This window comes from Candidatus Moraniibacteriota bacterium (assembly GCA_016699875.1).
GTDB lineage: Bacteria > Patescibacteriota > Minisyncoccia > Moranbacterales > UBA1568.
Genome location: CP064989.1, coordinates 963,168 through 988,102, shown reverse-complemented (window position 1 = coordinate 988,102; position 24,935 = coordinate 963,168). Strand labels below are relative to the sequence as shown.

General features: G+C 48.5%; 32 protein-coding genes and 1 pseudogene. All 33 read right to left on the bottom strand.

The features are described from left to right. Positions 1-128: 128 nt before the first annotated feature. Positions 129-719, bottom strand: a complete 591-nt coding sequence (locus tag IPK84_04770) for a hypothetical protein (GenBank protein QQS15646.1) — start codon at positions 717-719, stop codon at positions 129-131. Between the two features lie 260 nt (positions 720-979). Then, a complete protein-coding gene (locus IPK84_04765; GenBank protein ID QQS15645.1) occupies positions 980-1,642 on the bottom strand; it encodes a hypothetical protein in 663 nt (220 codons plus the stop codon). Between the two features lie 90 nt (positions 1,643-1,732). Then, positions 1,733-2,686: a hypothetical protein gene (locus IPK84_04760; protein ID QQS15644.1), complete on the bottom strand. Its 954-nt coding sequence runs from the start codon at positions 2,684-2,686 to the stop codon at positions 1,733-1,735. A gap of 151 nt (positions 2,687-2,837) precedes the next feature. Then, the gene (gene map, locus IPK84_04755) at positions 2,838-3,608 is read right to left on the bottom strand and encodes a type I methionyl aminopeptidase (protein QQS15643.1); all 771 of its coding nucleotides are present in this window, start codon (positions 3,606-3,608) and stop codon (positions 2,838-2,840) included. A gap of 12 nt (positions 3,609-3,620) precedes the next feature. Beyond that, complete coding sequence (locus IPK84_04750) at positions 3,621-4,283, bottom strand: nucleoside monophosphate kinase (protein QQS15642.1); 663 nt, start codon at positions 4,281-4,283, stop codon at positions 3,621-3,623. Positions 4,284-4,333: 50 nt separating this feature from the next. After that, the gene (gene secY, locus IPK84_04745) at positions 4,334-5,614 is read right to left on the bottom strand and encodes a preprotein translocase subunit SecY (protein ID QQS15641.1); all 1,281 of its coding nucleotides are present in this window, start codon (positions 5,612-5,614) and stop codon (positions 4,334-4,336) included. Positions 5,615-5,680: 66 nt separating this feature from the next. Continuing rightward, positions 5,681-6,124 (bottom strand): 50S ribosomal protein L15, encoded by a 444-nt coding sequence (gene rplO / locus IPK84_04740; GenBank protein ID QQS15640.1) that lies wholly within the window; start codon positions 6,122-6,124, stop codon positions 5,681-5,683. A gap of 20 nt (positions 6,125-6,144) precedes the next feature. After that, positions 6,145-6,696 carry a 30S ribosomal protein S5 gene (gene rpsE, locus IPK84_04735; GenBank protein QQS15639.1) on the bottom strand — a complete coding sequence of 184 codons (552 nt, stop codon included), beginning with the start codon at positions 6,694-6,696 and terminating at the stop codon, positions 6,145-6,147. Between the two features lie 40 nt (positions 6,697-6,736). Continuing rightward, the gene (locus IPK84_04730) at positions 6,737-7,096 is read right to left on the bottom strand and encodes a 50S ribosomal protein L18 (protein QQS15638.1); all 360 of its coding nucleotides are present in this window, start codon (positions 7,094-7,096) and stop codon (positions 6,737-6,739) included. Between the two features lie 12 nt (positions 7,097-7,108). Further along, a complete protein-coding gene (gene rplF, locus IPK84_04725; GenBank protein QQS15637.1) occupies positions 7,109-7,645 on the bottom strand; it encodes a 50S ribosomal protein L6 in 537 nt (178 codons plus the stop codon). Between the two features lie 70 nt (positions 7,646-7,715). Beyond that, entirely contained in the window at positions 7,716-8,123 is a 408-nt protein-coding gene (rpsH, locus tag IPK84_04720) for a 30S ribosomal protein S8 (protein QQS15636.1), read from the bottom strand. Positions 8,124-8,127: 4 nt separating this feature from the next. Beyond that, positions 8,128-8,313 carry a type Z 30S ribosomal protein S14 gene (locus IPK84_04715; protein QQS15635.1) on the bottom strand — a complete coding sequence of 62 codons (186 nt, stop codon included), beginning with the start codon at positions 8,311-8,313 and terminating at the stop codon, positions 8,128-8,130. 14 nt (positions 8,314-8,327) lie between these two features. After that, positions 8,328-8,891 carry a 50S ribosomal protein L5 gene (rplE, locus tag IPK84_04710; protein ID QQS15634.1) on the bottom strand — a complete coding sequence of 188 codons (564 nt, stop codon included), beginning with the start codon at positions 8,889-8,891 and terminating at the stop codon, positions 8,328-8,330. A gap of 38 nt (positions 8,892-8,929) precedes the next feature. Next, complete coding sequence (rplX, locus tag IPK84_04705; protein QQS15633.1) at positions 8,930-9,238, bottom strand: 50S ribosomal protein L24; 309 nt, start codon at positions 9,236-9,238, stop codon at positions 8,930-8,932. Positions 9,239-9,259: 21 nt separating this feature from the next. Next, a complete protein-coding gene (gene rplN, locus IPK84_04700; GenBank protein ID QQS15632.1) occupies positions 9,260-9,625 on the bottom strand; it encodes a 50S ribosomal protein L14 in 366 nt (121 codons plus the stop codon). 40 nt (positions 9,626-9,665) lie between these two features. Further along, positions 9,666-9,947 (bottom strand): 30S ribosomal protein S17, encoded by a 282-nt coding sequence (rpsQ, locus tag IPK84_04695; protein QQS15631.1) that lies wholly within the window; start codon positions 9,945-9,947, stop codon positions 9,666-9,668. A gap of 29 nt (positions 9,948-9,976) precedes the next feature. Continuing rightward, on the bottom strand, positions 9,977-10,162 hold the full coding sequence (gene rpmC, locus IPK84_04690; GenBank protein ID QQS15630.1) for a 50S ribosomal protein L29: 186 nt from the start codon (positions 10,160-10,162) through the stop codon (positions 9,977-9,979). Between the two features lie 59 nt (positions 10,163-10,221). Beyond that, entirely contained in the window at positions 10,222-10,632 is a 411-nt protein-coding gene (rplP, locus tag IPK84_04685) for a 50S ribosomal protein L16 (protein QQS15629.1), read from the bottom strand. An 18-nt stretch (positions 10,633-10,650) separates the two neighbouring features. Then, a complete protein-coding gene (gene rpsC, locus IPK84_04680; protein ID QQS15628.1) occupies positions 10,651-11,298 on the bottom strand; it encodes a 30S ribosomal protein S3 in 648 nt (215 codons plus the stop codon). Between the two features lie 24 nt (positions 11,299-11,322). After that, positions 11,323-11,838, bottom strand: coding sequence for a 50S ribosomal protein L22 (gene rplV / locus IPK84_04675; protein ID QQS15627.1), 516 nt, complete (start codon positions 11,836-11,838; stop codon positions 11,323-11,325). Positions 11,839-11,842: 4 nt separating this feature from the next. After that, a complete protein-coding gene (gene rpsS / locus IPK84_04670; protein QQS15626.1) occupies positions 11,843-12,175 on the bottom strand; it encodes a 30S ribosomal protein S19 in 333 nt (110 codons plus the stop codon). Between the two features lie 46 nt (positions 12,176-12,221). After that, positions 12,222-13,064: a 50S ribosomal protein L2 gene (rplB, locus tag IPK84_04665; GenBank protein ID QQS15625.1), complete on the bottom strand. Its 843-nt coding sequence runs from the start codon at positions 13,062-13,064 to the stop codon at positions 12,222-12,224. A 27-nt stretch (positions 13,065-13,091) separates the two neighbouring features. Continuing rightward, a complete protein-coding gene (rplW, locus tag IPK84_04660; protein QQS15624.1) occupies positions 13,092-13,412 on the bottom strand; it encodes a 50S ribosomal protein L23 in 321 nt (106 codons plus the stop codon). Positions 13,413-13,418: 6 nt separating this feature from the next. Continuing rightward, positions 13,419-14,066 (bottom strand): 50S ribosomal protein L4, encoded by a 648-nt coding sequence (gene rplD, locus IPK84_04655; GenBank protein ID QQS15623.1) that lies wholly within the window; start codon positions 14,064-14,066, stop codon positions 13,419-13,421. A gap of 67 nt (positions 14,067-14,133) precedes the next feature. Beyond that, complete coding sequence (gene rplC / locus IPK84_04650; protein ID QQS16266.1) at positions 14,134-14,730, bottom strand: 50S ribosomal protein L3; 597 nt, start codon at positions 14,728-14,730, stop codon at positions 14,134-14,136. Between the two features lie 233 nt (positions 14,731-14,963). Then, positions 14,964-15,293, bottom strand: coding sequence for a 30S ribosomal protein S10 (gene rpsJ / locus IPK84_04645; GenBank protein ID QQS15622.1), 330 nt, complete (start codon positions 15,291-15,293; stop codon positions 14,964-14,966). 160 nt (positions 15,294-15,453) lie between these two features. Further along, on the bottom strand, positions 15,454-16,644 hold the full coding sequence (gene tuf / locus IPK84_04640) for an elongation factor Tu (protein QQS15621.1): 1,191 nt from the start codon (positions 16,642-16,644) through the stop codon (positions 15,454-15,456). A gap of 273 nt (positions 16,645-16,917) precedes the next feature. After that, on the bottom strand, positions 16,918-17,961 hold the full coding sequence (recA, locus tag IPK84_04635; GenBank protein ID QQS15620.1) for a recombinase RecA: 1,044 nt from the start codon (positions 17,959-17,961) through the stop codon (positions 16,918-16,920). A gap of 112 nt (positions 17,962-18,073) precedes the next feature. Further along, positions 18,074-19,084, bottom strand: coding sequence for a helix-turn-helix domain-containing protein (locus IPK84_04630; protein QQS15619.1), 1,011 nt, complete (start codon positions 19,082-19,084; stop codon positions 18,074-18,076). A 145-nt stretch (positions 19,085-19,229) separates the two neighbouring features. Further along, a complete protein-coding gene (amrB, locus tag IPK84_04625; GenBank protein QQS15618.1) occupies positions 19,230-20,792 on the bottom strand; it encodes an AmmeMemoRadiSam system protein B in 1,563 nt (520 codons plus the stop codon). A 4-nt stretch (positions 20,793-20,796) separates the two neighbouring features. Next, the gene (locus IPK84_04620) at positions 20,797-22,821 is read right to left on the bottom strand and encodes a hypothetical protein (protein ID QQS15617.1); all 2,025 of its coding nucleotides are present in this window, start codon (positions 22,819-22,821) and stop codon (positions 20,797-20,799) included. A 173-nt stretch (positions 22,822-22,994) separates the two neighbouring features. Continuing rightward, positions 22,995-24,101 (bottom strand): annotated as a pseudogene (gene ddlA / locus IPK84_04615) (D-alanine--D-alanine ligase). A gap of 12 nt (positions 24,102-24,113) precedes the next feature. Then, the gene (locus tag IPK84_04610; protein ID QQS15616.1) at positions 24,114-24,863 is read right to left on the bottom strand and encodes an SDR family oxidoreductase; all 750 of its coding nucleotides are present in this window, start codon (positions 24,861-24,863) and stop codon (positions 24,114-24,116) included. Between the last annotated feature and the right edge of the window lie 72 nt (positions 24,864-24,935).

The window sequence follows — 24,935 nt, the reverse complement described above, 5'->3', positions numbered from 1 at the left end:
CATTCACAGTTTTCGTTCCCTATTTCAGTTTTGAAAGAACACTCTCCGAGAGCCTCCTCACAGAAAGCCATGGACCCAAACAATGTCTTTTCCAAGACACGATTTGGGAGATGGCTTCATGCTGCACTTCAGGGGTTTAGCCGGAACGTCTGAATAACTGTTTCATAGTACGATGAGATGTTATTCTCGCTTGGAAACGAAAAGACTGCCAGACTCCCATTACCAATTCGAACCAAAACCGCCTCTTCGTTAAGACCAATGTCAGTGCTGTAAATGATCTTTACACCATCATTTCCTCCTACATTATGATCTTCTTGAGAAATTATATTCTTGTAGGGAGAAGAAGGTTTATCATTTCTAAGATCACGAACCCATTCTTTAATATCCTTATTCTTCTCAACTGTTAGTCTCAATAGCGGGACAACTCTTTCCGAGTCATTAGGGCCGAGAAAAATATCGTTGTCCTCTCGCCTTACTGCCCACTCCATCGGATATTGTATCTCAAACCCATATTCCTCATTCCGGTATATTTTCCAATTTGAAGAGCCCGGAACACCAGAAACCCAGGCATTCTCTGGCTGCGCTGACTGATCTGATACTACAGGTGATGATTGTCTCAATACTCTCTGATCATCCTGATCACGAAGCACAAACCATCCGCTGAAAACAGCGAAAGACAAAGAAAGAAGAATCGAAATGCCAATCATCTTTCTAGACATAAAGAGAATCTAGTAGAGAAAAAGAATGTTGTCAAGCACCAAACAAACTCGTCGATGAAAAGACTCATGAGCTCGGTATACCCCCTCTCTCCTGTTTCGCCGGAGATAGTCCGCAGCAAGCCACAGAGAATATGACCCGAAGAGAGATTCAAGAAGATGAATTATTCGAAGGATATCACAAATTCTCACTAATATTGAGTATACTCACCAGCAATAGCAAATAGAGAAGTAGGACACCCACTTCCTACAGAATATCCTTTTTATCTTCCCTGTCCCAAGGAAAATTTAAAGCGATTGCTTTCTACGAAATCAATCAATCCTTTGTAAGACTCACAGAAACTCTTTTGAACATCACTATAATCTAGACATAATCTCCCTGCACCTTCGACACTCCTAAATCCGGATTCAAAAACATATGAGTCATCTCTCGCAATGACCCTCCCTTGCCGACAAAGAGGTTTTCCATCACAAATGCCTTCTCTCCAATCACTCACCGGAATCACGTCAATATACCATACCTCCATCCTATCAATTTTTCCCAAACTTAAATCACGATCAGATCTTGGAATAGCCCTATCCAAAGGGTAGGAAAACCAAAGAATGCTTTCTGTGGCACTTCCATAAAAACTATGTTCCTCCTTTACTTTCTCTTCGAAAATCATCAAATTATCACTTATTCCAGAGGGAATATTCATCTGAAACTTAAAGTCTCCTACTGTATACGTTTTCCAAGTGGATCCTTCTACACCACCATCAGAAGCTTGAGCTTCTTGTAACTTTTCTACCACCTGCATTGACCGTCTTGAATTTGCAATCGATTCTTCCGGCGTATTCTGAGCGTTCTTCTGAACATGGAGCAGAAGCCACCATCCAAGAATGGCAAAAAGAAGAAGGACTACAAGAAAAAGTGTCTTTTTCGACATAAAATAAAGGAAATTTAACGAAGGAAGGGAAAATTGTCAAGCACCACGCAACCTTTTCTACAAACTCAAGAATTCTTATAGAAAAACAACTTATTCGAACGTAAGCGTATCTATGAGATGTTTCGTTCCCTCTTCAAATTCACCAGGCACATACGCTTCTTTCCAAATACGGAGAACTTTGTTATCGGCAAGATTCATCATTTGCGAAAACCCATACATATGCCCCTTGTCTACGATAACGTCTCCATGTTCATCTCTCTCGGCTTTCTTCTCAACATCCAGAGTATATTTAAGGTATCTTTCCTTGAGACAATCCGTGTTATCACAGAAAGAAGTAACACTTTTTATGTATTGAGAATCAGACACTTTATCAAGAATATAGAAGTTCACTTGGTCCCAGCCGATATCCGTGTACCAAATCTTATTGTCAGATGTTACTGTTGCATTTGGAAATCCGGAAGAGAGTTCGTCACGCATCTTGGCGTAGTAACTCTTCATTTCGCTATACGACATATCCTTCAACATACCCCATGTGAAATCCCAGTAATCCCCAACCGGATATGAACAGGATTCTTTCGTAACAAAATCACCAATCTCCCTGTCAAATACCTTCGTGTCTCCGCACACTTTTCCGGATCGAATATCCCCATCCCATTTCGTTCCCAGAAACTCCCTCAACTCCTCTTCATTCATCTGAACCTCTCCGGAATTGCGAAGTTCGGTCAACCAATGATCCGGGACTTCGAAAGAAAACGTGACTTCTCCATTACTCACAGTGACCTTTTTGTATGGTCCTTCAATATCTTGTACGCCGGTTATTTTTTGTTCAGGAAGTATTTTGTTGTAGGAGTTAAAATCAGCACCATTCGTGCTCCCCGCAGTAGTAACAGATTCAGAAGGTTGTTCAGCCGGAATAGGGGAAACTCGATAATTTCCCAGTCCATCATCCTGCCCAAACTTTTTTCCATTTATCAATACGAATGAGACTCCAGCAACAAGCGTGCCAAATACTATGCTAAGAATAATCAGTAATCTTTTCAACATGGAATTATCGTATTCGAAGTATTATATTCTGTCAAGTCACGGTACAGTAGCAGCAAAGAAATATAAAGGTAGGATGCAATGAAACAGAAAACCGCCTTAAGCTTAAGGCAGTTTTTGTTGGAAGCAGAGACTCTGGACAAAAAAGAGAGACTCACTTCCCGCTGCGAGTGACGATTTCGATGCCATGGTCGGTAATGATCACCGTGTCTTCGAAGTGGGCACTCAAACTCCCGTCCTCAGTCGTGAAGACCCAGCCGTCTTTGCCGAGACGCACTTCGTATCCGCCAACATTTACCATCGGCTCGAAGGCGACCGCCATGCCGACACGAAAGATCGCATCTTTCATACCGGAGAAAAAATAGTTGGGAATCCGCGGCAGTTCGTGAAGTTCGAAGCCGACGCCATGCCCCACCAGATCGCGCACCACCGAGAAGCCGTTTTCCTCGACATGATGTTGCACGGCTTTCGCATAGTCAGAGAGCCGTCCGCCAACCTTCACCGCACTCACGCCTCGCAGGAGACTCTCCTCGGTCACACGCACCAAGCGCGCCGCTTCGTCGGACACATCTCCGAGAGCGAATGTCCGCGCCATATCCGTCACCATACCCTGAAAGCGAAGCCCCATATCTATCTTCACCAGGTCGCCCTCTCGGACGACTCGTTCTTTCCGCGGAATACCATGCACCACCTCATCGTTGATCGAGGTACAAATCGAAGCCGGAAAAGGCTTGCCATATTCCTCACCATAGCCTTTAAATACCGGCTCGCTCTCGAGTTTCCGGATGGTTTGCTCGGCAAGCGCATCGAGTTCCGCCGTAGAAACTCCCGGACGAATCGCTTCCGCCACTTTTCGCATCACCATTTCAAGACGCTTCCCACTCTCTCGGAGCGAGTCCATCTGAGCTTTGTTTTTGAGTTGCATAACACTCGTGCGTTAATGAAAAACGACCTGTTCTCGTATATCCCCAAAGAGTGCGATCGGGTCCTTGGTGCCATCGACTTCAAGAAGCGCGCCGGTCCGACGGTAGTGTTCCACAACCGGAAGCGTATTTAAAGCGAATACCTGAAACCGCTTACGGACTCCCTCTTCCGTGTCATCCTTCCGGCGCGACAGAGGGATATGACACGACGGACAGAGAGCATTTCCCTCTCGAAAGTCCACCCCCGACACAAACGGTCGGTTGCATTGCGGACACATCCATCGACGCGAAATACGACGCACCGACTCTTCTTCCGAAAGCGCGACATAGACAGCAAGATTGACTTTTCGTTCAAATGTCTGCAATATGCCATCGATAATCCCAATTTGTGTCGAGCAACGCGGCGCACCGTCAACCACGACCAGTTTTTCCGAAGGAACCGATGCCAGCGCACCGGAGAGCACTTCTTCGACGATGTCATCGGGAACCAACTCGTTCCGACGATTCATAATGTCGGCAACCCGTTCGCCGAGAGGCGTATGCATCTCCGCTGTTTTCCGAAGCGCAAGACCAATATCAACATGAACCGCATTCAATTCCCGAACCAAGAAATCCGCCTGCGTGCTCTTTCCGCTTCCCGGCGGCCCCAACAAAATGATAGTGAATGGCTTATTCATGAAGAATAGACAAGGGGATAAAGATACGGCAACACCAATCGAGCGGATTCTCAGAACCCCTCGTAGCTTCGCATGGCGAGCTGGCTCTGCACATGCTTGACCATCTCAAGTACCACAGATACAACAATCAAGATGCTGATACCTCCGATAGTAAGAGACTGCACACCGGTAAGTCCGCGCACAGCGACCGGCAACGCAGCGACCGTTCCCAAGAATACCGCGCCTACCAGCGTCACATGTCCCAGCACTTTTGAGAGATACTCCACAGTCGGCGTTCCCGGTCGTATGCCAGGCACATAGCCACCCTGCTTCTGCAAGTTCTCAGAAATTTTTGTCGGATCAAAGATCACTGCGGTATAGAAGTAGGTGAAAATGACCACCAATGAGAAGTAGAATATCCCGTAAAACCACTGGTTCTGGAAAAGGTAGTAAGCGCTCGATGCAACATGGGCAACAGTCGGATTGGTCGCTGTCTTCATGAGATATCCAGCAATCACATTCGGCAAAATAATGAGAGACACGGCAAAGATAATCGGGATGACCCCTGCTTGATTGACGCGAAGCGGCAGATGCGTCGACGTACCGGCGGAAGCGATGCCGCCACGGATACGCTTGGCATAGGAAATCGGAATCGTGCGTTGCGCCTCATTGACAAATACGATGCCCGCCACCATGAGAAGCGCCACGACGGCAAAAACGATATTGTTGAAAAAATCATCGGGATTCTGCCCAAACGTATCCAGGAAGCGCGCAAGCACCCCCGGAATACCTGCCATAATGCCGGCAAATATCATGATCGAAACACCATTCCCCAAACCTTTCTCCGTAATCAACTCACCGAGCCACATGAGAAGCACTGTGCCGGCCGTCGCTATGATTACCATTGCCGCCGTATCGAAAGCGGTGATACTACCCAGCACGCCTTGCGACCGAAGAAGAGAAATCATGCTGAATGTTTGAATAACCGCAAGCGGAATGGTGAGCCATCGTGTCACCATATTGAATTTCTGCCGTCCAGCTTCACCTTCTTCCTTGTAAATTCGCTCAAGGCGAGGCACTACCGTCGTCAGAAGTTGCATAATAATAGACGCCGTAATATACGGCGCCACTCCGAGAAGTACGATAGAGACACTGGAAATTCCCCCGCCGGCAAATACATTGAGGAGACCAAGAAACTGATTCTCATCGAAGAATCGCTGGAGTTGCAGCACATCAACGCCGGGCAAGGGCACCACCGCCGCAATCCGGTAGACAACAAGCACGCCGAGAATGAAGAGGATTTTACTTCGTATTTCCTTTTCGGAAAGAATACGAGTCAGTGCCGCATACATAGATTTTTTGTGTTCCGATTGTTATCACCCTCGCAACATGCAAGTAAGACTTCTCGGATCTTGCAACTATTTCAACGGGACTATTTTCCCGCCGGATTTCTCGATAAGCTCGCGAACATTCTCGGAGAAAGAAAGATTCGCATCAAAAGAGAGACCCTTCGACGCCGCTCCCGAACCAATGATTTTAACACCTTTTTTTACGATATCGCTCGGAGCCAACTTCTTCGCTATAAGCGTTTCCACTGAGACTGTCTCTCCAGATACAAACACACGAGCGATGTCCGAGAACTTTACAAACGGCTTCTTGGCATGCGGAGATTTGAACCCTCGAACTTTCTTGAGACGATCAACCAGAGATGCGCGTCCACCCTCGAAAAGCGGGTTCACATGTGCTCCTGATCGAGCTTTTTGTCCTTTGTTTCCGCGCCCGGAATAGGTGCCGCGTTTTCCGCCGCGCCCCACACGTTTCCGCCGTAACCGGTCCCCCGAAGAAATTTCATGAATCTGCATAGGTAATCGTTCGTCGTAGTTTATGCTGGTGTCGAAGCTTCCTGAGGAGATGCGTCGGGAGACACAACTGCCGGTTCCGAGACAGTATCATCATGTCGCATATTTGGCTTTGCGCGAAATTGAGAGAGCGCGCGAACAGTCGTTCGAGCCACATTGAGCGGATTCGACGCGCCAAGCGATTTGGAGACAATATCTTTAATGCCCGCCAAATCCATCACTGCGCGAACCGCCCCGCCCGCAATAATGCCCTGCCCGGGAATACCCGGCTTCAGAAGTACCACGGAGCTTCCCAACTTCTCGCGAACATCATGAGGAATAGTCGATCCATCCAGCATCACTGACACCATGTTTCGTTTCGCATCATTAAACGCCTTCTGTATGGAATCTGAGACGTCCGACCCCTTAGCGACACCGACACCGACCTTACCCTTTCGATTTCCAATAACCAATGTCGCACGAAAACGAAACCGCCGCCCACCTTTGACCACGCGGGTCACACGAGCAAGGTTCAAGAGTTTCTGATCATACTCCGGCTTCTCTCGACGTTTCGGTTTTCTGTTCTGCTTGGACATAGATTCGTTCACCCAAAGTAAAGTTACGATGATTATTCAGCTATATCGTCAATCCAGCCTCTCGAGCTCCCTCCGCTACCGCCCGTACACGACCATGATATCGATAGCTGCTCCGATCAAAAAGTGCGGCATGAATATTTTCCGCAAGACACTTCTCAGCAATAAGCTTCCCCACTTCGTGTGCGCCGGCGACAGTATTTTCCATCTTCCCACCTTTAATCTCACGGAGATAAGCAGAGCAAAGCGTTTTTCCACTCGCATCATCAATAGCCTGCACGGAAATTCCCCGAAGACTTCGGAAAACTGAAAGGCGAGGACGTGCCGCACTTCCGGATATGCGCGCACGAACCCGGTTCTTCCGAAGTGTTCGCCCGCTCTTCTTTGTCAGTGATCCCTTCATACCCGTTCGTGATTAAGCGGCTGATTTCTTTCCTTCCTTCTTCAAAACCGTCTCGCCGACATATCGGAATCCCTTGCCCTTATACGGCTCAACCGGTTTCAACTTCTTTATCTCTGCTGCAAACTGCCCAACAGCCTGCTTGTCCATACCAGAGATCTCCAACACATTATTCTCTATCTTTGCCGATATTCCACCGGGGAGAGTTGCCTCAACCGGATGCGAGAATCCGAGGGCGAATACCAATTTCTGACCCTGAAGCGCCATACGATAGCCCACGCCATTCAGTTCCAAGCGCTTCGAAAATCCTTCAGTCACCCCGACAACCATATTGTGAATCAGTCGAGTGGTTGTCCCCCAAAGCGCCGGAGCAGCTTTCGAGTTGATACGCTTCTCGACCAAGACTTCCGTCCCCTCTATCTTCACCTTTACATCATGGTGATGTGTCAAAGAAAGCACTCCCTTGGAACTCTTGATTGTCACAACATTCCCGGAAAGCGTCGCTTCAACGCCGGAAGGGATCGTAACGGGTTGTTTTCCAATTCTACTCATAGACTTCATTGCTAGATAAGATCCTACAGGACTTCTCTCTTCTCGTACAGTCCCAAGGAAGACCGATCACCTACCACACCTGGCAGAGATATTCCCCACCCAATCCGGAGTGATATGCCTCCGTTCCCGTCATCACCCCCTTAGAGGTGGAGACGATGGCAAGACCGAAGCCATTTTTCACCTTCCGAATATCCCCGTGCTTCACATACATTCTCTGTCCCCCACGACTCACACGGCGAATTTCGCGAATAGCCGGGTCAAGCTCTGTCGGAGAGACTCGATGATATCGGAGCACAATGTGAAGATTTTTGGACATTCCCTTGCCGGTCTCCTCCTCGGACACCTTCTCCACAAACCCTTTCCGTTCGAGTATGGAAGCGATCGCCAATTTCACTTTGGACGAAGGGATAGTAACGGAAGCGTGTCCCGCCCGCTGAGCATTCCGAATTCTTGTGAGCATGTTTGCAATAGTATCCATAGATTTACCATGAAGATTTTCGAACGCCCGGAATCTCTCCCTTACTCGCCAATTCACGAAAACAGATCCGACACAAATCAAACTTTCGGAGGTAGCCGTGTTTGCGACCGCAACGCCAGCACCGGCGAACAGTTCTCGTAGAAAATTTCGGTTGTTTCCGAGCTCTTGCTTCGGTCGATGTCTTCGCCATACGAATATATTCTTTTAATTGGTGTCGCGAAGCGGAAATCCGAGAGATTTCGCCAGCGTCAAACCCTCTTCTCGCGTTTTTGCCGTTGTAACCACTGTCACCTGAAGCCCAAACGACGTCTGCACCTTCTCAGGGACAATTTCGGGAAATACAGCATGCTCGCGAATACCGACATTGAGGTGACCTTTACCATCTACGACAGACAGCGAAATACCCTGAAAGTCGCGAACACGCGGGAATGCCGTCTTCACCAAACGATCCAAGAAATCCCACATGCGATCTCCTCGAAGCGTTACTTTGACCCCGACGGCAAGCCCTTCACGAATCTTGAATCCGGCAATTGCTTTCTTTGCCTGCGTGAGCACCGGCTTTTGTCCGGTAATCTCCGTCATTGATCTCACAATCTCTTCCACTCGTTGCTCTTCCTTGAGAAATTTCCCGATACCGGCATTGACCACTACTTTCCGCACGCGTGCCACTGCCATCGGATTGGATTCTCCACACGCAGCAAGCAATGCCGGAACCGCACGGGTCCGATACACTTCTTTGAGCGGAATAGTAACATCAACATGTTCCATAGAGGTAGAGGCAACGATTCAATATTTCTCTGTCATAACTAAGCAATCGGTTTATTGGCTCGCTTACTGATACGGATTTTTTCACCACCTTCCATCCGGTATCCGATTCTTGTAAGCTTCCCCGTATGAGGACATACCAACATCGCTTTGGAAATCGAGAAGGGCGCTGACACTTCAATGCGCTCACCTTTTTGACCATCCCTCCTCGACTTGACATGTTTCTTCCGGACATTGATTCCTTCAACCACAATTTTATCGAGAGTCGGAACAGTGCGGGACACGGAGCCACGCTTCCCTTTGTCCTTTCCGGCAATCATCTCGATTTCGTCTCCTTTCTTGAATTTCATAGAGGTTGAGGACTATATGCCTTACAAAACTTCCGGCGCAAGAGAAACAATCTTGGAAAAACCACGATCGCGTACTTCCCGAGCAATCGGACCAAACACACGCGAACCTTTCGGCTCTGTTCCTTCGAGGATAACCGCCGCATTCTCATCAAATCGGATACAAGAATTGTCAGGACGGCGATAGGCATCCTTTTGACGGACAATAACCGCTTTTACTTTATCACCCTTCTTTACCATCCCTCTCGGCTGAGATGATTTTACGGAAGCGACAATAATATCGCCAAGCGCCGCATACCGGCGCTTGCTTCCTCCGAGCACCTTGAAGCACTCGATTACGATCGCCCCGCTATTGTCCGCCACTCTCAATTGTGTTTCCGCTTGGATCATAGGTCTGATTCTTCTGATTCGCCAATCACTCTCTCAAGATTTAATATTCCTTGTCGGAAGCAACCACTTCATGCCGTTTATGCCGACTCACTGGCGGACACTCACGAAACTCAACCACATCTCCGACCGCATGCTTCTTTTCAGGATCATGCACCTGATATCGTCGCGTTGATCGATACTTCTTACGATATTTCGAATGCGTCTTCAATGTTTCCACAGAAACGACAATGGTTTTCTCCATCCGGTCGCTTACAACCGTACCACGAAATATGGGAGCCTTCGCTGACTGCAGTGTTCCGGATTGTTGCAATTCTTTCGTCATACCTCGTTCAAACACAAGAAAATTGAAAATTATTTCTGCTCGCCAAGTACCGTGAGCATACGTGCGATTTCCCGCCGAAGCCGCCGATGTTCCTGATGGTTTTTCACATCATGCTCTGCTATTCCAAACCGAACCGTCCGAAGTGCTTCCCGGCTCTCCAGCAGCGCCGTTTCAATATCCTCTCGACTTTTCTCTCGTATTTCAGCGATATTCATAATGGTTCGTAGGAAGTTTTGAGTATACCTTTGTTTTACAAAAAAATCAACCCCACCCACTATTCAGATACAACAAATTTCGTTTTTACTGAAAGCTTGTAGGCAGCAAGCTTCATTGCTTTCTCAGCGACCTCACGGCTCACACCATCAATCTCAAAAAGAACCCGACCGGCGAGCACCTTGGCTACAAAGTGATCGACAGCACCTTTTCCCTTTCCCATAGGTGTTTCATCACCCTTCTTTGTCATCGGTTTGTCAGGAAAAATTCGAATCCACACTTTGCCACCGCGCTGAATATACCGGGTCATCGCACGGCGTGCCGCCTCAATCTGACGAGCCGATATCAGTCCCGCTTCCATTGCTTTCAGTCCGTAGGTTCCGAAACTCACCTGATTGCCGACATACGAAATACCTTCGACTTTGCCGCCGCGATGAATTTTCCGGTGCTTGACTTTCTTTGGCATCAACATACAATTCTCGTTTCAATACTAATCACCCTTGAACTTTTCCCCTCGATACAACCACACCTTTACACCGATAGCTCCGTACGTCGTCCGAGCGGTCGACGAAGCAAAATCAATGTCAGCCCGAAGTGTATGAAGCGGGAGCGTTCCTCGAGAAAGCCATTCTTTCCGAGACATCTCCGCACCACCCAGTCGTCCCGATACTTCAATCTTAACACCGCGAATAGCCGGGCTTTTCTCCACTTGGTCAAGCGTTCCCTTGAGAACGCGCCGAAATGGCAAACGTCGTTCAAGTTGCTCCGCCACCTGCCCCGCTACAAGCACCGCGCTTTCCTCAAAATGCTTCACCTCTTGCACATCCAATTTCAAATCGATACGACGACCGGGGAAGAACCGATGCTTTAACGTTCTCGTAACATCTTCAATGCCAGTCCCGCCACGACCGATCAAGACTCCGGGACGCGCCGTGAAAATAATGAGACGGACTGTTCCGGATGATCGCTCGATTTCGACACTGGAAATCCCCGCCGGTTTCCATTTCTCCATGATGAATTCTCGGATGAGAACGTCCTCGCGAAGGTGCTTTTGATACAACTTGCCACCAAACCACCGCGACTTCCACGAAGTCGTAATGCCGATTCTCATGCCGATTGGATTTGCTTTATGTCCCATAAGATAAGAGGCTTCAAAACGGAGCTAGACCGATTTTCTGTGAAAAATAGAATTTGACGAACGAGCACCTGACGACTTCTTAATACCTCCGGATCGCCGCTTGTCCGAGAATGACACTGTTTTTGACACCTTCTCTTGTGATTTTCCAGCATCATCCTTCTTCGCATGGACCAACTTTTTTGTCGGAGCAGACGCTCGAAGTTTCGGGTCCTTCTCCGTAAGCACGATGTGCACTTGGGACATCCGCTTCCAAATCGGCGTCGCTCGCCCCTGGGCACGAGGCATCCATCGCTTGAGTTTTCGACCTTCTCCAACCGTTATCTTTGAAACCACGAGATTCTCCGGAACCGCCTGAAAATTATGTTCCGCATTCGCCACGGCGCTCGACAGTAATTTTCCAAGCGGAAGCGCTGCGCGACGAAGCTCCCGGTCAAGCTGAATACCCGCCTCGCGCACCGAAAGACCCTTAAGCATTTTTGCTACCACAAGCACCTTTCGAGGAGAAATGCGCAAATTGTTGAGATGTGCTTCTATGTTCATACGATTATTTCTTCTTTCCACCTGATGGAGCGCCAGCAGCAGAGTCTTTTTGCTTCGAAGCAGTCTCGATTTCCTTCTGCATCTTCCCACCGTGACGTGTAAACTTTCGCGTCAGTGAAAATTCTCCCAAACGATGACCGACCATGTCTTCCGTCACATACACCTGAGGAAATTCTTTCCCATTGTGAACGCCAAACGTCACCCCGATCATCTCCGGCGTAATCACACACGCCCGTGACCACGTCTTTATAGGGGTAGAATCGCCAGATTTCCGATTTCTCACTTTCTGGAGAACCCGTTCATCAACGTAGGGACCTTTTTTGAGACTTCGAGACATAGAAACAGTCTAAATTATCAGCTTCGAGACACTACCAAAGACATAATTATCGCTTTTTTGTCCGGCGCTTCACGATATATCCATCACTCAATCGACGCTTTCGACGGGTCTTTTTCCCAAGTGCTGGCTTACCCCATGGTGTTTTCGGATGTTTGAGACCAATACCCTGACGACCCTCGCCTCCGCCATGCGGATGGTCAACCGGATTCATCGCCGAACCCCGAACTGCCGGACGCTTTCCTTTCCAACGATTCCTTCCCGCCTTTCCAATCTTCTCCGCACTATGTTCAAAATTACTCACTCCGCCCACGGTAGCATAACATTCAACATTTACCAAGCGAATTTCCCCGGAAGAGAGCCTTATCCGCGCCATCCCGCCATCTATCGACATAAGAGACGCACTTGATCCGGCACTCCGGACCATCTGCCCGCCTTTTCCGGGAAAGAGCTCGATATTCGAAATAGTTGTGCTCGCAGGAATATGCTTTAGCGGCAGGCTATTGCCTGGTGCAACCGGCGCATCTGGTCCAGCAAGCAATTTCTGTCCGGTAACAACGCCGGCAGCCGCTAGAATATATGCCTTTGCACCATTCTCATAGTGAAGCAACGCGATCAGAGCAGAACGATTGGGATCTTTTTCTATGGAGACAACGGTCGCGGGTATGCCTCGCTGTGCTGTCTGCGAAAAATCAACCAATCTATAGCGACGCTTATGTCCGCCTCCTTTATGGCGAACCGATATCTTTCCATGTGATCGTCCGGATTTCTTAGAGAGCGACGTCGTCAATGACTTCTCGGGGCGCGCCGTCCCCCGAGTCATATGTTCGGGCTTCACCAGAGACATATTTCGCCGTCCCGCCGTATTTTTTCTATAAACATGAATGGCCATACGAATAGTTTCAGTAGTCCGATACCATTAAACTCCCTTGAAAAGCTCGATACTTTCTCCCCTCTTGAGAGTTACTATCGCTTTCTTCATTGCGGATTTCCAGCCAATTGATCGTCCAAATGCGCGACGTTTTCTCGGGATATTCACCATATTCACCGCCGTTACCGAAACACCATACACGCTCTCAACCGATTGCTTCACGGATTGCTTGGTGGCTGATGGCGCTACCTGAAAAACATACTTCCCGAGCGATATCGCAAAGTGCGACTTCTCAGTCATACGAGGACGAAGGAGCGTTTTTGAGGCAACAGCATTCGGAACAGTTTTTTTGTTCTTCTCTGAGGTCATAAGTCGTTATGAAACAGTTTCGGTTTCGATGCAACGCTTCTCGAGATCAGCAACAGCGCCTGAGCTCAAAAGAAGAATCTGATGATCAAGCAGATCTTTGGCATTCATCGTATGAATCGGCAATGGCAAAACTTTTGGAATGTTGCGCGACGCTCGATCAATCCCTGACTCCCCCTGTGAAAAGGCGAGAATTGCACTCTTTCCTGATACTGAAAGTGCCGATAATGCTGTCGCCACTGCCTTTGTCTTCCACTCAGACAGCGAGAATGAATCAACAATACGAAGCGCGTCACTACGAACTTTTTCGCTCAGAGCAATCTTTATCGCTTTCTGACGCACCTTCCGGTTTATCTTTTTAGAAAAGTTCCGATCCTTCTTTGGTCCGAAGATAATGCCTCCCTTTCTCCAGAGCGGACTCCGTACGCTTCCTGCCCGCGCACGTCCGGTATGCTTCTGCTTCCATGGCTTTTTCCCGGAACCACTTCGTTCGCCACGTCCCTTCGTATGTGCAAAGACACCTCGTTCATTGGCTGACAAGGAGACATAAACCTCGTGAAGCAACGCATCATTCTTCGGAAGAGCAAAGATGCTCTCATTAAGCTCAATTGAGCTCACTTTTTTTCCTTCAAGATTGTAGACTGGGAGTGTTATCATAGGATTCTCATGCTGCATCAGTTCATTTCTTGTTCTGACACTTACTTCTACTTCGTACTTCTTACGCCTATTTTGCCGATCGTATCTCAACAATGCTACCAACGCTGCCAGGCACTGCACCACGAAGCCCAATTAATCGTCTCTCCGGATCCACATAAGAAACCGAGAGATTCTTTGTCGTTGCCCGAGTACCGCCCATACGTCCCGCCATACGCATTCCCTTAATAACATGTTGCGGGAATGTTGCCCCGATAGATCCGGGCGCACGAAGATCATGCTTGTGCCCATGTGTCTTCGGAGCTCCTTTGAATCCGTGGCGCTTCACAACACCCTGAAAACCCTTTGCCTTGGTAACACCGGAAACTGAAACACGCTCACCAATTACAAAAGTATCCAGAGAAAGTGATGTACCAACCGAAAGCGACTCTACAAGAGCTGAGGATTCTGATTCAGCCAACTTTTTATCGAGACGAAACTCTCGTCTGACATTCTTTCGCTTGGTTTTCGGTGTTTCCACTTGAATCGCCACATAACCATCACGATTCAAATCGCGAGCCAATGTTACCGTATTCTCTCTGCATTCAATAAGCGTAACGTTTCGCGCCCCCTTTTCAGGGTCGTGAATCGTCGTCATACCCAATTTTTTCCCCAAAAGAAATTTCATAAACCACAGAAAGACAGTGAATTTTCGAAGTGTCGTCGCTAAGCAACAAAAAAACCGGTCAAAAGCCAGTCCCATACCACAGACATTGGTCTGTTTTGGTCCCGCTGAGTATCCATCCTCTCCATCCGTTTCTTCCCCGAGAGTCGGACTTGAACGAGTTTTCTATTTTTCAAACACCCGGGAGAGCGCTTGAAATTTCAGTATACACGGCTATGCTGAAATTTCAAACGCCCTTACATTTTTATCTCAATATCAACCCCCGCCGGAAGATCAAGATTGGTCAAATGATCGATAGTCTTCGCTGTCGGCTCCAGAATATCTACGACGCGCTTATGAATACGCATCTCGTACTGATCCCGCGAATCCTTGTGCTTAAAAGATGAGCGATTCACCGTCACTCGATGCATCTCTGTCGGCAAGGGCACCGGACCGGCAACACGAGCTCCTGTTCGCTCCGCTGTCTCGACGATCTTTCGGGCAGTCTGATCAATCACTTTATGATCATATGCCTTAATTTTGATTCTCACTCGATTGAGCGATCCGACCGGTTCCGACTTCTTCATGTGAGATGAGTACCGAAATTAAATCCATTCTACAAAAATCCCAGACACGAACACATTCGGATTCGCTCTTGTGTGCATAACCCAAATGACGCAGTCCGTCTGCATTTTTCGGAGAACAGTGGCGAGCCGAATATATTCGGCTCGCTCTTTTCCTCGAAACCTACTTGATAATGGAAGTGGCCACACCGGCACCCACCGTTCGTCCACCTTCTCGAATAGCAAAGCGCATCCCTTCCTCCATAGCGACCGGAGCCAAAAGTTTCACTTTAAGCTTGACCGTATCGCCAGGCATCACCATTTCGGATCCTTCCGGAAGAGTCACATCGCCTGTCACATCAGTGGTACGAATATAAAACTGCGGCTTGTATCCTTTGAAGAAAGGGGTGTGTCGCCCGCCTTCCTCTTTGGTCAAGACATACACCTCGCTCTCAAATTCCGTATGCGGTGTAATGGAGCCCGGTTTTGCCAAAACTTGACCGCGCTCAACATCCTCTTTCTTAATACCGCGCAAAAGAATTCCCGCGTTATCTCCAGCGTTTCCGCTTTCGAGTGACTTATTGAACATTTCGATACCGGTCACAACCGTCTTCGCTGTCGGGCGAATTCCGACAATTTCAACTTCTTCATTTATCTTGACGGATCCCCGCTCAATGCGACCGGTTACCACCGTACCACGACCTTCGATAGAGAAAATATCCTCGATCGGCATAAGGAGCGGCTTGTCCGTCTCACGAGCCGGCTCGGGAATCTTGGTGTCAAGCGCTTCAACAAGGTCAAGAATCGGCTTCGCATCAGCATCATCAGCAGACTTAGTATCGAGCGCTTTGAGCGCGCTTCCACGAACCACTATGGCATTATCACCGTCAAATTCATACTTCGAAAGCAACTCTCGGACTTCCGCTTCGACGAGATCGACAAGCTCCGGATCGTCCACCATGTCCACCTTATTCAAGAAGACCACAATAGCTGGAACGTTCACATATCGTGCAAGGAGGATATGCTCGCGAGTCTGAGGCATCGGACCATCGGTCGCAGATACCACCAAAATCGCGCCATCCATCTGAGCAGCACCGGTAATCATGTTCTTGATATAGTCGGCGTGTCCCGGACAGTCGACGTGCGCGTAGTGACGAGCCTCGGACTCATATTCACAGTGTGACGTAGCGATCGTGATGCCACGAGCTTTCTCTTCAGGGGCATTGTCAATCTCATTCACCCCTCGCTCCTTTGCGAAACCCTTCAAACTCAGAACATGCAAAAGCGCCGCGGTAAGAGTGGTCTTTCCGTGGTCAACATGACCGATAGTCCCGACATTCACGTGCGGCTTGTCCCGCTTGAATTGCTCCGCCATACGATTTGCCCCGGAAAGCTTTGCGTTATGCCATCTCCTCTTGAAATCTTCGAAACAAAGAAGAATCAATCGGGAGTGACAGACGCGGAAACTTTCTCTACAGGAGAATTAACAGTTTACGCAAACATTACTTTTTGAGTGTACCATATCCCCTTCAAAAAGAAAGAGAAATACTCGGAACTCCGAGCGCTTTCAAGAGTCTAGCAACTGCATTTTCTTTTGTCAAGCACCGCAAGAAGTCCCGCTTGGGCACTCCCGTGCATATCAGAAATCTTATGCCGATTCGCTATTCTCCTTGGCTTTCTCAGTGATAGCAAGCTCTATTTTCTCTGCAATCTCGCAGTGTTCCTTCAAGAAAACCCGAGCGGACTCCCGTCCGACACCGAGCTTTTCCTCGCCAAATACAAAGGAATTCCCGCTCTTTTTGATTACTTCATAAAGCACGCCCGTATCAAGGAGATCGCCTTCTCGAGAGATGCCCTCATTGTACATGATGTCAAACTCCGCCTTACGAAAAGGCGGCGCTACCTTATTCTTTACTATCTTCACATTCACGCGATTACCCACGACACTATCGCCTTTTTTGATCTGCGCGGCACGACGAACCTCGATGCGCACGGACGAATAGAACTTAAGCGCCTGTCCACCAGTGGTCGTCTCAGGATTCCCGAACATGACGCCGATTTTCATGCGAATCTGATTGATAAACACAACAATAGTGTTCGATCGAGAGACAATAGCGGTGAGCTTCCGGAGCGCTTGCGACATAAGACGCGCTTGCCGTCCCACATGCTGATCACCCATCTCGCCTTCGATTTCCGCCTTAGGAACCAGCGCCGCCACCGAATCGACCACGATGATATCGACCGCGTTCGACCGCACCAAAGTTTCGACAATATCAAGGGCTTGTTCGCCGGTATCCGGTTGAGAAATAAGAAGCTCGTCCACATTGACGCCGATCCTCTTGGCATATTCCGGATCAAGCGCATGCTCGGCATCCACAAATGCCGCTGACCCGCCCGCTTTCTGCGCATTGGCAACGATATGCAGTGTAAGTGTCGTCTTGCCAGACGATTCCGGTCCGTAGATCTCTACGATGCGCCCCCGCGGCACGCCGCCGATGCCAAGGGCAAGATCAAGCGATACTGAACCCGTCGGGATTGCTTGAACATCAACCTTTCTCACGTCGCCCAACTTCATGATCATCCCGTCGCCAAACTTCTCGCGGATTTCATCCATAACCGCGCTCAGATTCTTCTTGCTGGATTTCTCGGTAGACTTTGCCGTTTTCTCAACCTTTTCTTTTCCCTTTATCATAACGTACCAATTAAATAAATGATGAATCTTCAAACCTGCAGTCCACCAAAACCACTCGGAATTCGACACAACAAGAGGACACGGGCAGCTCCCTGCGAAGTCTTCAACAGTATCATTCTTGATTTTCCGGTGCAAGTGAGAATTCAACCCCGATAACTGTCCCCGGTTTCCCCGCTATCGGCTTTGCCTCACTCCCATCCCAACTCGCCAGCGTCCCCGATCCGGACGTGGAGTCAACTGTGCACCCTTCATTACACTCAAACTCTTTCGTTTCGCCTGCCGAGAGGTCTCCTTGATACAGCTCGCGCCCTTCGGAACGCACAAGAATCGAGACTGGCTTCTTCTGTGTCGTTGAAAGAATCAGCTTCGGAGCCTGGGAAGATTCGGCACTTTCTCCCGGTGAATCAGGTGTCGTAGCCTCAGGAACTGTGTAATCGGCAAGTACTGAAACCGTTTCCACTCGCTCCTTCTCAAAGCGATTCACCACTTTCACTGTTACCATATTCACCCCCGGCTGAAGTCGCACCCGCTCGCGAAATTCCCCCGATTCATTCACAAAGACCGGCTGATCATTCAGAAACAGCTTTGCATCTTTATCCGTCTTCCCGACTACCATGCTCTCATCATTTGAAACCGTCTGCCCATCCGACGGCTCCAAAAGCGCCAAATAAGGTTCTGAAACAAATGTCCGATACTCTCCATAGAGATAGAGCGCAATCCCCAGCACGCACGCTGCGACCGCCCCTCCAATCATCACTCTCGGCGTCACCACAAAGAATGAAAACTTCCGTGACGGCCTCGCCGTGGCAGCAAGCGCCTTCTCAGGCTCCTTACCAAGATTCTTTGCGATACTGCGTTCCCGCTCATACAGACGGACAAGCGCCTTGGGGTCAACGCCGAGAAATCTCGCATAACTCCGCAAGAATCCTCGAATATACACGTCAGCCGGCAATTTCGCGTACTCGCCATGCTCGAGATATCCGAGATATTCCAGACGGACTCCTGTCTCGCGAGCTACCTCCGAAAGCTCTACTCGATACTCCGCACGTATTTTTTGAAGTTTCTCGCCAAGCGTGAGCGACCCGACCTTTTTTCGAGTAAATCCGTTTCCCAACATACCCATACAACACGATCCTCGCTCGAAAGCGAGTCTCTAAAAACAAAAAGAAACGCACAATCATTCTCGACGCTCCACAACGAATTGTCAAATTCCTCTCTGCATTTCACCGGGGCGGAGTTAGCCATTCTCAAACATAAACCATCCTGCATTATCTCTCCGCCGACATACTCAAGACACCTTCGAGAATCTCCTTTCGGAGGGATGGGTCCGACACGTGTTCTGACAGCTTCTCCAGGCTCTCCTTTCTCTTGTCACCAGTCGCCAGTGCCACTTGCCCATCGCTATTCACGCGTACCGGCATAAAGACATATTTCATATTCTTACGAGAAAAATCGACGCCAAGAATTATTTCCAGACATGTTTCGCTCGACGATTGGCAATTTGGCGACACACTACCCAATGAAGGAAAGATGAACTTTCCGCGATAAACCTCTGTCGATTCAATCGATGCCTGATCTTTCCCGATTACCAGGTCGGCTCCTGCGACAATATACATCCGTGCAATGTCGAGAGAGAAGAATGAATTTCCCCACAGAACAATGACTCTGCCACCCTCTTCTTTTGCGACACCTATATCCTGTACACGATTTTCCGGACTTCGACTTTCGATACCCGCATCAATGAAAGTTACTCGATTCCCATCTATTGTACGCGTAGAGAACGGTTTTCCCGGCTCCACGACTTGTTCAACATCAGACATCATCTCTTCCGAATCCGGACGAAACACGCCAACATTTGTTTTTCCATTCTCTTCGAAAATATCTCCGTCTTGCGCCATAAATATTCGCCGCGACGCCTCTGTCATCCGCCACGGAAGGATATCTCCCGAGAAGAGCAGCTTCGCAGAATCGCCGTCATTCTCCGGAAGCGACTCTTCTGAAGAAAAATACCCTGTTATATGACTCGTCTCACTACCGACAATGTTTGATCCGAGCATCGACAAAGAGCTTGATCGCGAAAGCAGTTGGAAATTTGAGGCGTTCCGCAGGGAGGCATACTCCATAGCAACGCGAAGACACACCGAACAATCCACATCCAATGTATCGACACGAGACAGCTCATTATGAGAAAGAACCTCTATCGCTTCATCATCGTGAAACCGCGAAAAATTCCAATCCAGATAATGCGAAAAATCAGCCGACACAACGAGAAGCGTATGCGTATCGGAAAGCATACTCAGACGCTCTGCCAAATCATCCGATTCTTCATGCGGAAGACCGTCGTGCAACACAAGAGGTACCACAGTAGCGCGAGGGAAGTATTTCTTTATGAACGGAAAAATATTACGAACGCCGTGTTCGCGATCGAGAATGGTATCGCCGATAAAAACACTGTCCCGAAGTTCCCATAAAGCACCCGTGTCAGCCTTCAATGTTCCTGACGGAGTCTCCCAGTCTTGGTTGGCGCCGACAATCCAATCCCTTCCCACTCCAAAGTGATTCGGACTCAACAGTATGACTCGGTTGACAGCATTGCCATCGATTTTCTTACTTACTCTCTGAAAAGCGGCATCTATAAAAGAATCCGCCACCAAATGATGCGGCACAATCAAAACGGATACTCGCGAAAAATTAAAGCACGTCGTCGCTTCTTTCGAAGGGCGTTTTGATAACTCGTTTGTCTGAAAGACCACAAAGATCAAAACAAGAAGAATGCCTATCAACAGAAAAAACCCGATGACCCATATAGTAGGGTGCCGCCATCCGCCCATAGCGTTATTTCTTTCCCAACCTTCCTCCCCATTCAACCGCAGTAAATCCTTTTCGCTCCGGCGCGTGAAGCAAAAGTCCCGGAACATTCTCCCAGCGATCCATCCCCCGGAAATCCATCATGACCCGAATTATCGTATCCGGAGTCGGAGCTACCACAAGCGGAGCGATTCGATCAATCTCTTCCTGCGCAAGAAATGTCACGAAATAATACGGGTTCTCAAGCGCTTCCATGCGAGGGATCCAAAACTCCTTGAAGTCAGCTGCTTCTTTTGCGGAGAGGCCGGCCTGCGACAACTTCTCATCGAAAAACGCCGAGAGATTCTCGCGAGATGTCACAAATCCCTTTTCCGGAGCCTGATAGAGAACATTGCTCCCTCCTTCCCAAAAAAGATACGGGTATGTTTTTCCATCCACATAATTGAGAAGTGTTCCATCCGGTCGAGCCTGCACATTCCAGCCGTCTTCGTACGGTGGCTTCGAAACGGAGACTCCCTCATTTGGAAAGACACGAACCGATACATCCAATGTGTTCTTCGGATACAGGTATACGACCGGTTTCCCGCATTCCGCAAGTTCCATAGTCTCTGTGTTGTAGAAAGCCAACAATCGACCAACAGGATCAACCCAAAATACTATCGGGCGCTTCGACAAAAATGTTCCCCACTCCGACACAGTATCAGTGTCCGCAGTTGTTGTCGCCGCGCCGGAAGAAGCGCCCTGCCATTTCCTACGCATCTCCAATGAAGGAAGATATGTGTCGTTGAAATATTTTTTCAAGTACGGATGAGAGTCTCGATATCCGTAGAGAATATCTCCCTTGTCCGTTTTCCCGACGACCGTCAAATCGTTTTTAATACTTACAGATCCCGTTTCATCATAGGCATAGGATCCCGTACCGCATCCGCTCGGATACTCTTCATAGCTCGTCTCATTTCGGGATCCGTCGCTCCATGTCGCTTCAAGCACTCCGTCACGATCGAACTTATCGAAGATATCAAACTTCAGCCGATACGTCTCCATAATGCCATCCGGTCTCTTGACATAAAAACCTCCGACAACCACAGGGCTATAGTATTTCTTTTTCTCTACACGGATGTATTTGCCATGAGCATCCTGTTTATACGTATTCGTCTCGCTATCATATATGGTACTACGCTCTATATAACTGTTCAGCTCCGTACGATCATCATTTTTTACGGGAGCAACTGTCATCCACACTTTCCCAAGATCGGAATGTGTAAAAACCGACTTCAGATTATGTTCCGAGAAAAACGCTTTGGGAGAATACGTGTCCCGTACGAATACTTCCCGATCGTTTTCTCCTTGAAATTCCAAGCCATACCCGGCAAGATCCTCAATCCTCGTCTCAAAGTCAACCTGTTCGTTGGGAGCCTTAATATCCATTATAGTCTTCCCCGACTCATCCTCAGCCTTCGTCGCTGCGGGACTTGTCGGAGGATTTTTTCCGATCTCGCCATTAGCAACATCAGCATTGGGAAGTCGAATAACGCCGTTTGCGCCACGCAGGTAATGCGCAATCTCCGGCGCGTTATTTCGGGGATAGTCGCTTGAGAATATCCACGAGGCAACCACGATTATATCCGATCCCGAGTATTTTCCCTTTATTATCGTTCCCACTTTGACATACCGCACGCCGCCGGAATATCCATCATCGCCCTCATACGTTCCCGAGTACACCTCATGGTTGGTCCATCCCAAATCGCCCATATCCACAGGATCCTGCCATCGAACATACCCTTTACGTATATCGTTCTCGGTAAATTCCGAAAATATTTTCGGCTCCGGAGTTGTTGACTTGACAGGCACATCATCCGGCGCCGCAACATTTTGTTTCTCAGTTTCCGTATGAGAAACCGCTGCCGGTGAAGGCGAAGCTGACAATGATCCTGGCGGTATCGAATCAAATGGACGGAAGAGTATCGAATGCGCCGCAAGCATCCACGCCACAACAAATATCCCGACCGGCAATGTCACAAGCAACACCGGAGCCATTTTTTTGATAGACATACATTCTCCTTAATCTTTCGAACATTTTCTGCTTCCATTGTATATCCAAACGCACTGTCTTCACAGCCACCACACAACAGCATCCAAAAACCGCTGCTGCAAGAGCAATGCTCCCTGCACACAGGGAGCATTGGCAAATCAAAGACATCCTACTATCTTTCAAGATTGTACGTCTATCCCACTTGCAAACTGCGTGATGTTTTCAGGTTTCGTTCCCGTTCGAACCGTTCGATAGCAAGCTGAATCAACCGGTCAATCAAATCACCGTACGAGATACCACTTGCTTCCCAAAGGGGTGGATACATACTCGCATTTGTAAATCCCGGCATCGTATTTATCTCATTTACGAAGATTTCCCCGTTTTCCTTCAAGAAGAAATCTATGCGACCCAGCCCTTCACATTCAAACGATTGAAATACCTTCACGGAGAGTTCCTGAACATTCTTTCGCGTCTTCTCAGAAATATCCGCCGGTATCTTGAGCATCGCTCCATTTTCATCGGTATATTTCGCCTCATACGAATAGAATTCGTGATTTGAAAGTACCTCCCCAACAACAGAAGCGACAGGATTTTGATTGCCGAGCACCCCACACTCTATCTCGCGCCCAGCAATCATTTCTTCAATAAGAATCTTCGTATCATATCGAAAAGCATACGCTACTGCCGTTTCAAATTCTTCTTGATCCCTCACTTTGCTCACGCCGACTGAGGAACCAAGATTGGCAGGCTTTACAAATACCGGCATCCCAAGCGTTTCCTTCACATTCTCGAATTCCGGAGCATCACCATTTCTGAATGTAAGGAATTTTGCGACGGGAACACCCTCGCCTTGCAAGAGCCGCTTCATTACGTCCTTATCCATACCAAGAGCCGAACCAAGCACACTTGAGCCCACAAAAGGAACATTTGCTAATTTCAAGAGTCCCTGCACCGTGCCATCCTCTCCAAATGGTCAGTGCAAAAGTGGGAACACCACATCAACCGAAGCATGTGGCTGGCTATCGGAAAGATTCGTGAGTTCGCCACCACCCTCTAGAGCCAACGCAACCTTCTGCGCATTTTCTTCGTTGAGTTTGACAAGCTTCGGATTGTTTTCATCGAGAAGAAATCGGGATTGATTCGGCAGCAGCCACCGACCACTCCTATCAATACCAATCAAGGTCACTTCGTATTTCTCCGTATCAAGAGCATCCACAACATTCTTCGCCGATTGGAGCGATACTTCATGTTCCGCTGATTTTCCGCCAAAAATTATTCCGACTCGAAGTTTCCTATTCATACTCTCGAAAAATTAATTCAGTTTCGCCGGCATGTTTTTCAGAATGATGTCGAATTTCGAATCTCGCTCGGCGAAGCGGAGAGGTTTCACTTTTTCGACGAGTATTTCCGACGGTGTCGGTTCTTGTTGCAGGAGCGTCATAACTTCATCGGCAAATGCATCAAGCGGCATGTACTCCTCATTCTCACTCTGCCCGGGATTGAGCTCGGTTCTCACGCCGGGCGGAGCGATTTCGATCACCTCGATCTCTCCATCAAGCTGACGGCGAAGCGACTGTGTATATGAATGCATCGCCGCCTTGCTCGCAGAATACGTCGGCGAAATCGGCAGTGGCACAAAGGCCAGTCCGGAAGTAACATTCACTATCGCCGCGTCTTTCACTGCGCACAAGTGATCAATAAACGCATTAATAAGACGGATTGGTCCCAGCAAATTCGTGTTAACAACATTTTCCGCGTGATCTATCTCGCGCCTAGCGGTGATATTCTCAAATCCCATAATGCCCGCATTGTTCACAAGCACATTCACATCGGGATGCTCCACGATCACCGCCTTTGCAAATGACTCAATGCTCTCCTCGTTCGCCACATCAAGCTCGTATGCATACATGTTTTCCAAATCTCCAATCGTTTCGCGTAAGTTATTCATATTCCGACCAGCAACGATCACGGTATTGCCAGCTGCCTGCCACCGCCTTGCAAGCTCGCGCCCAATCCCCGATCCCCCGCCCGTAACTATAATTGTATTGTGAGAGAGTTTCATAAAATATGGTTCTTATTTTTGTAACAAAAGCCTAGGTAATAAGTTTTCTGGCTATTTTAACACAAGAACATA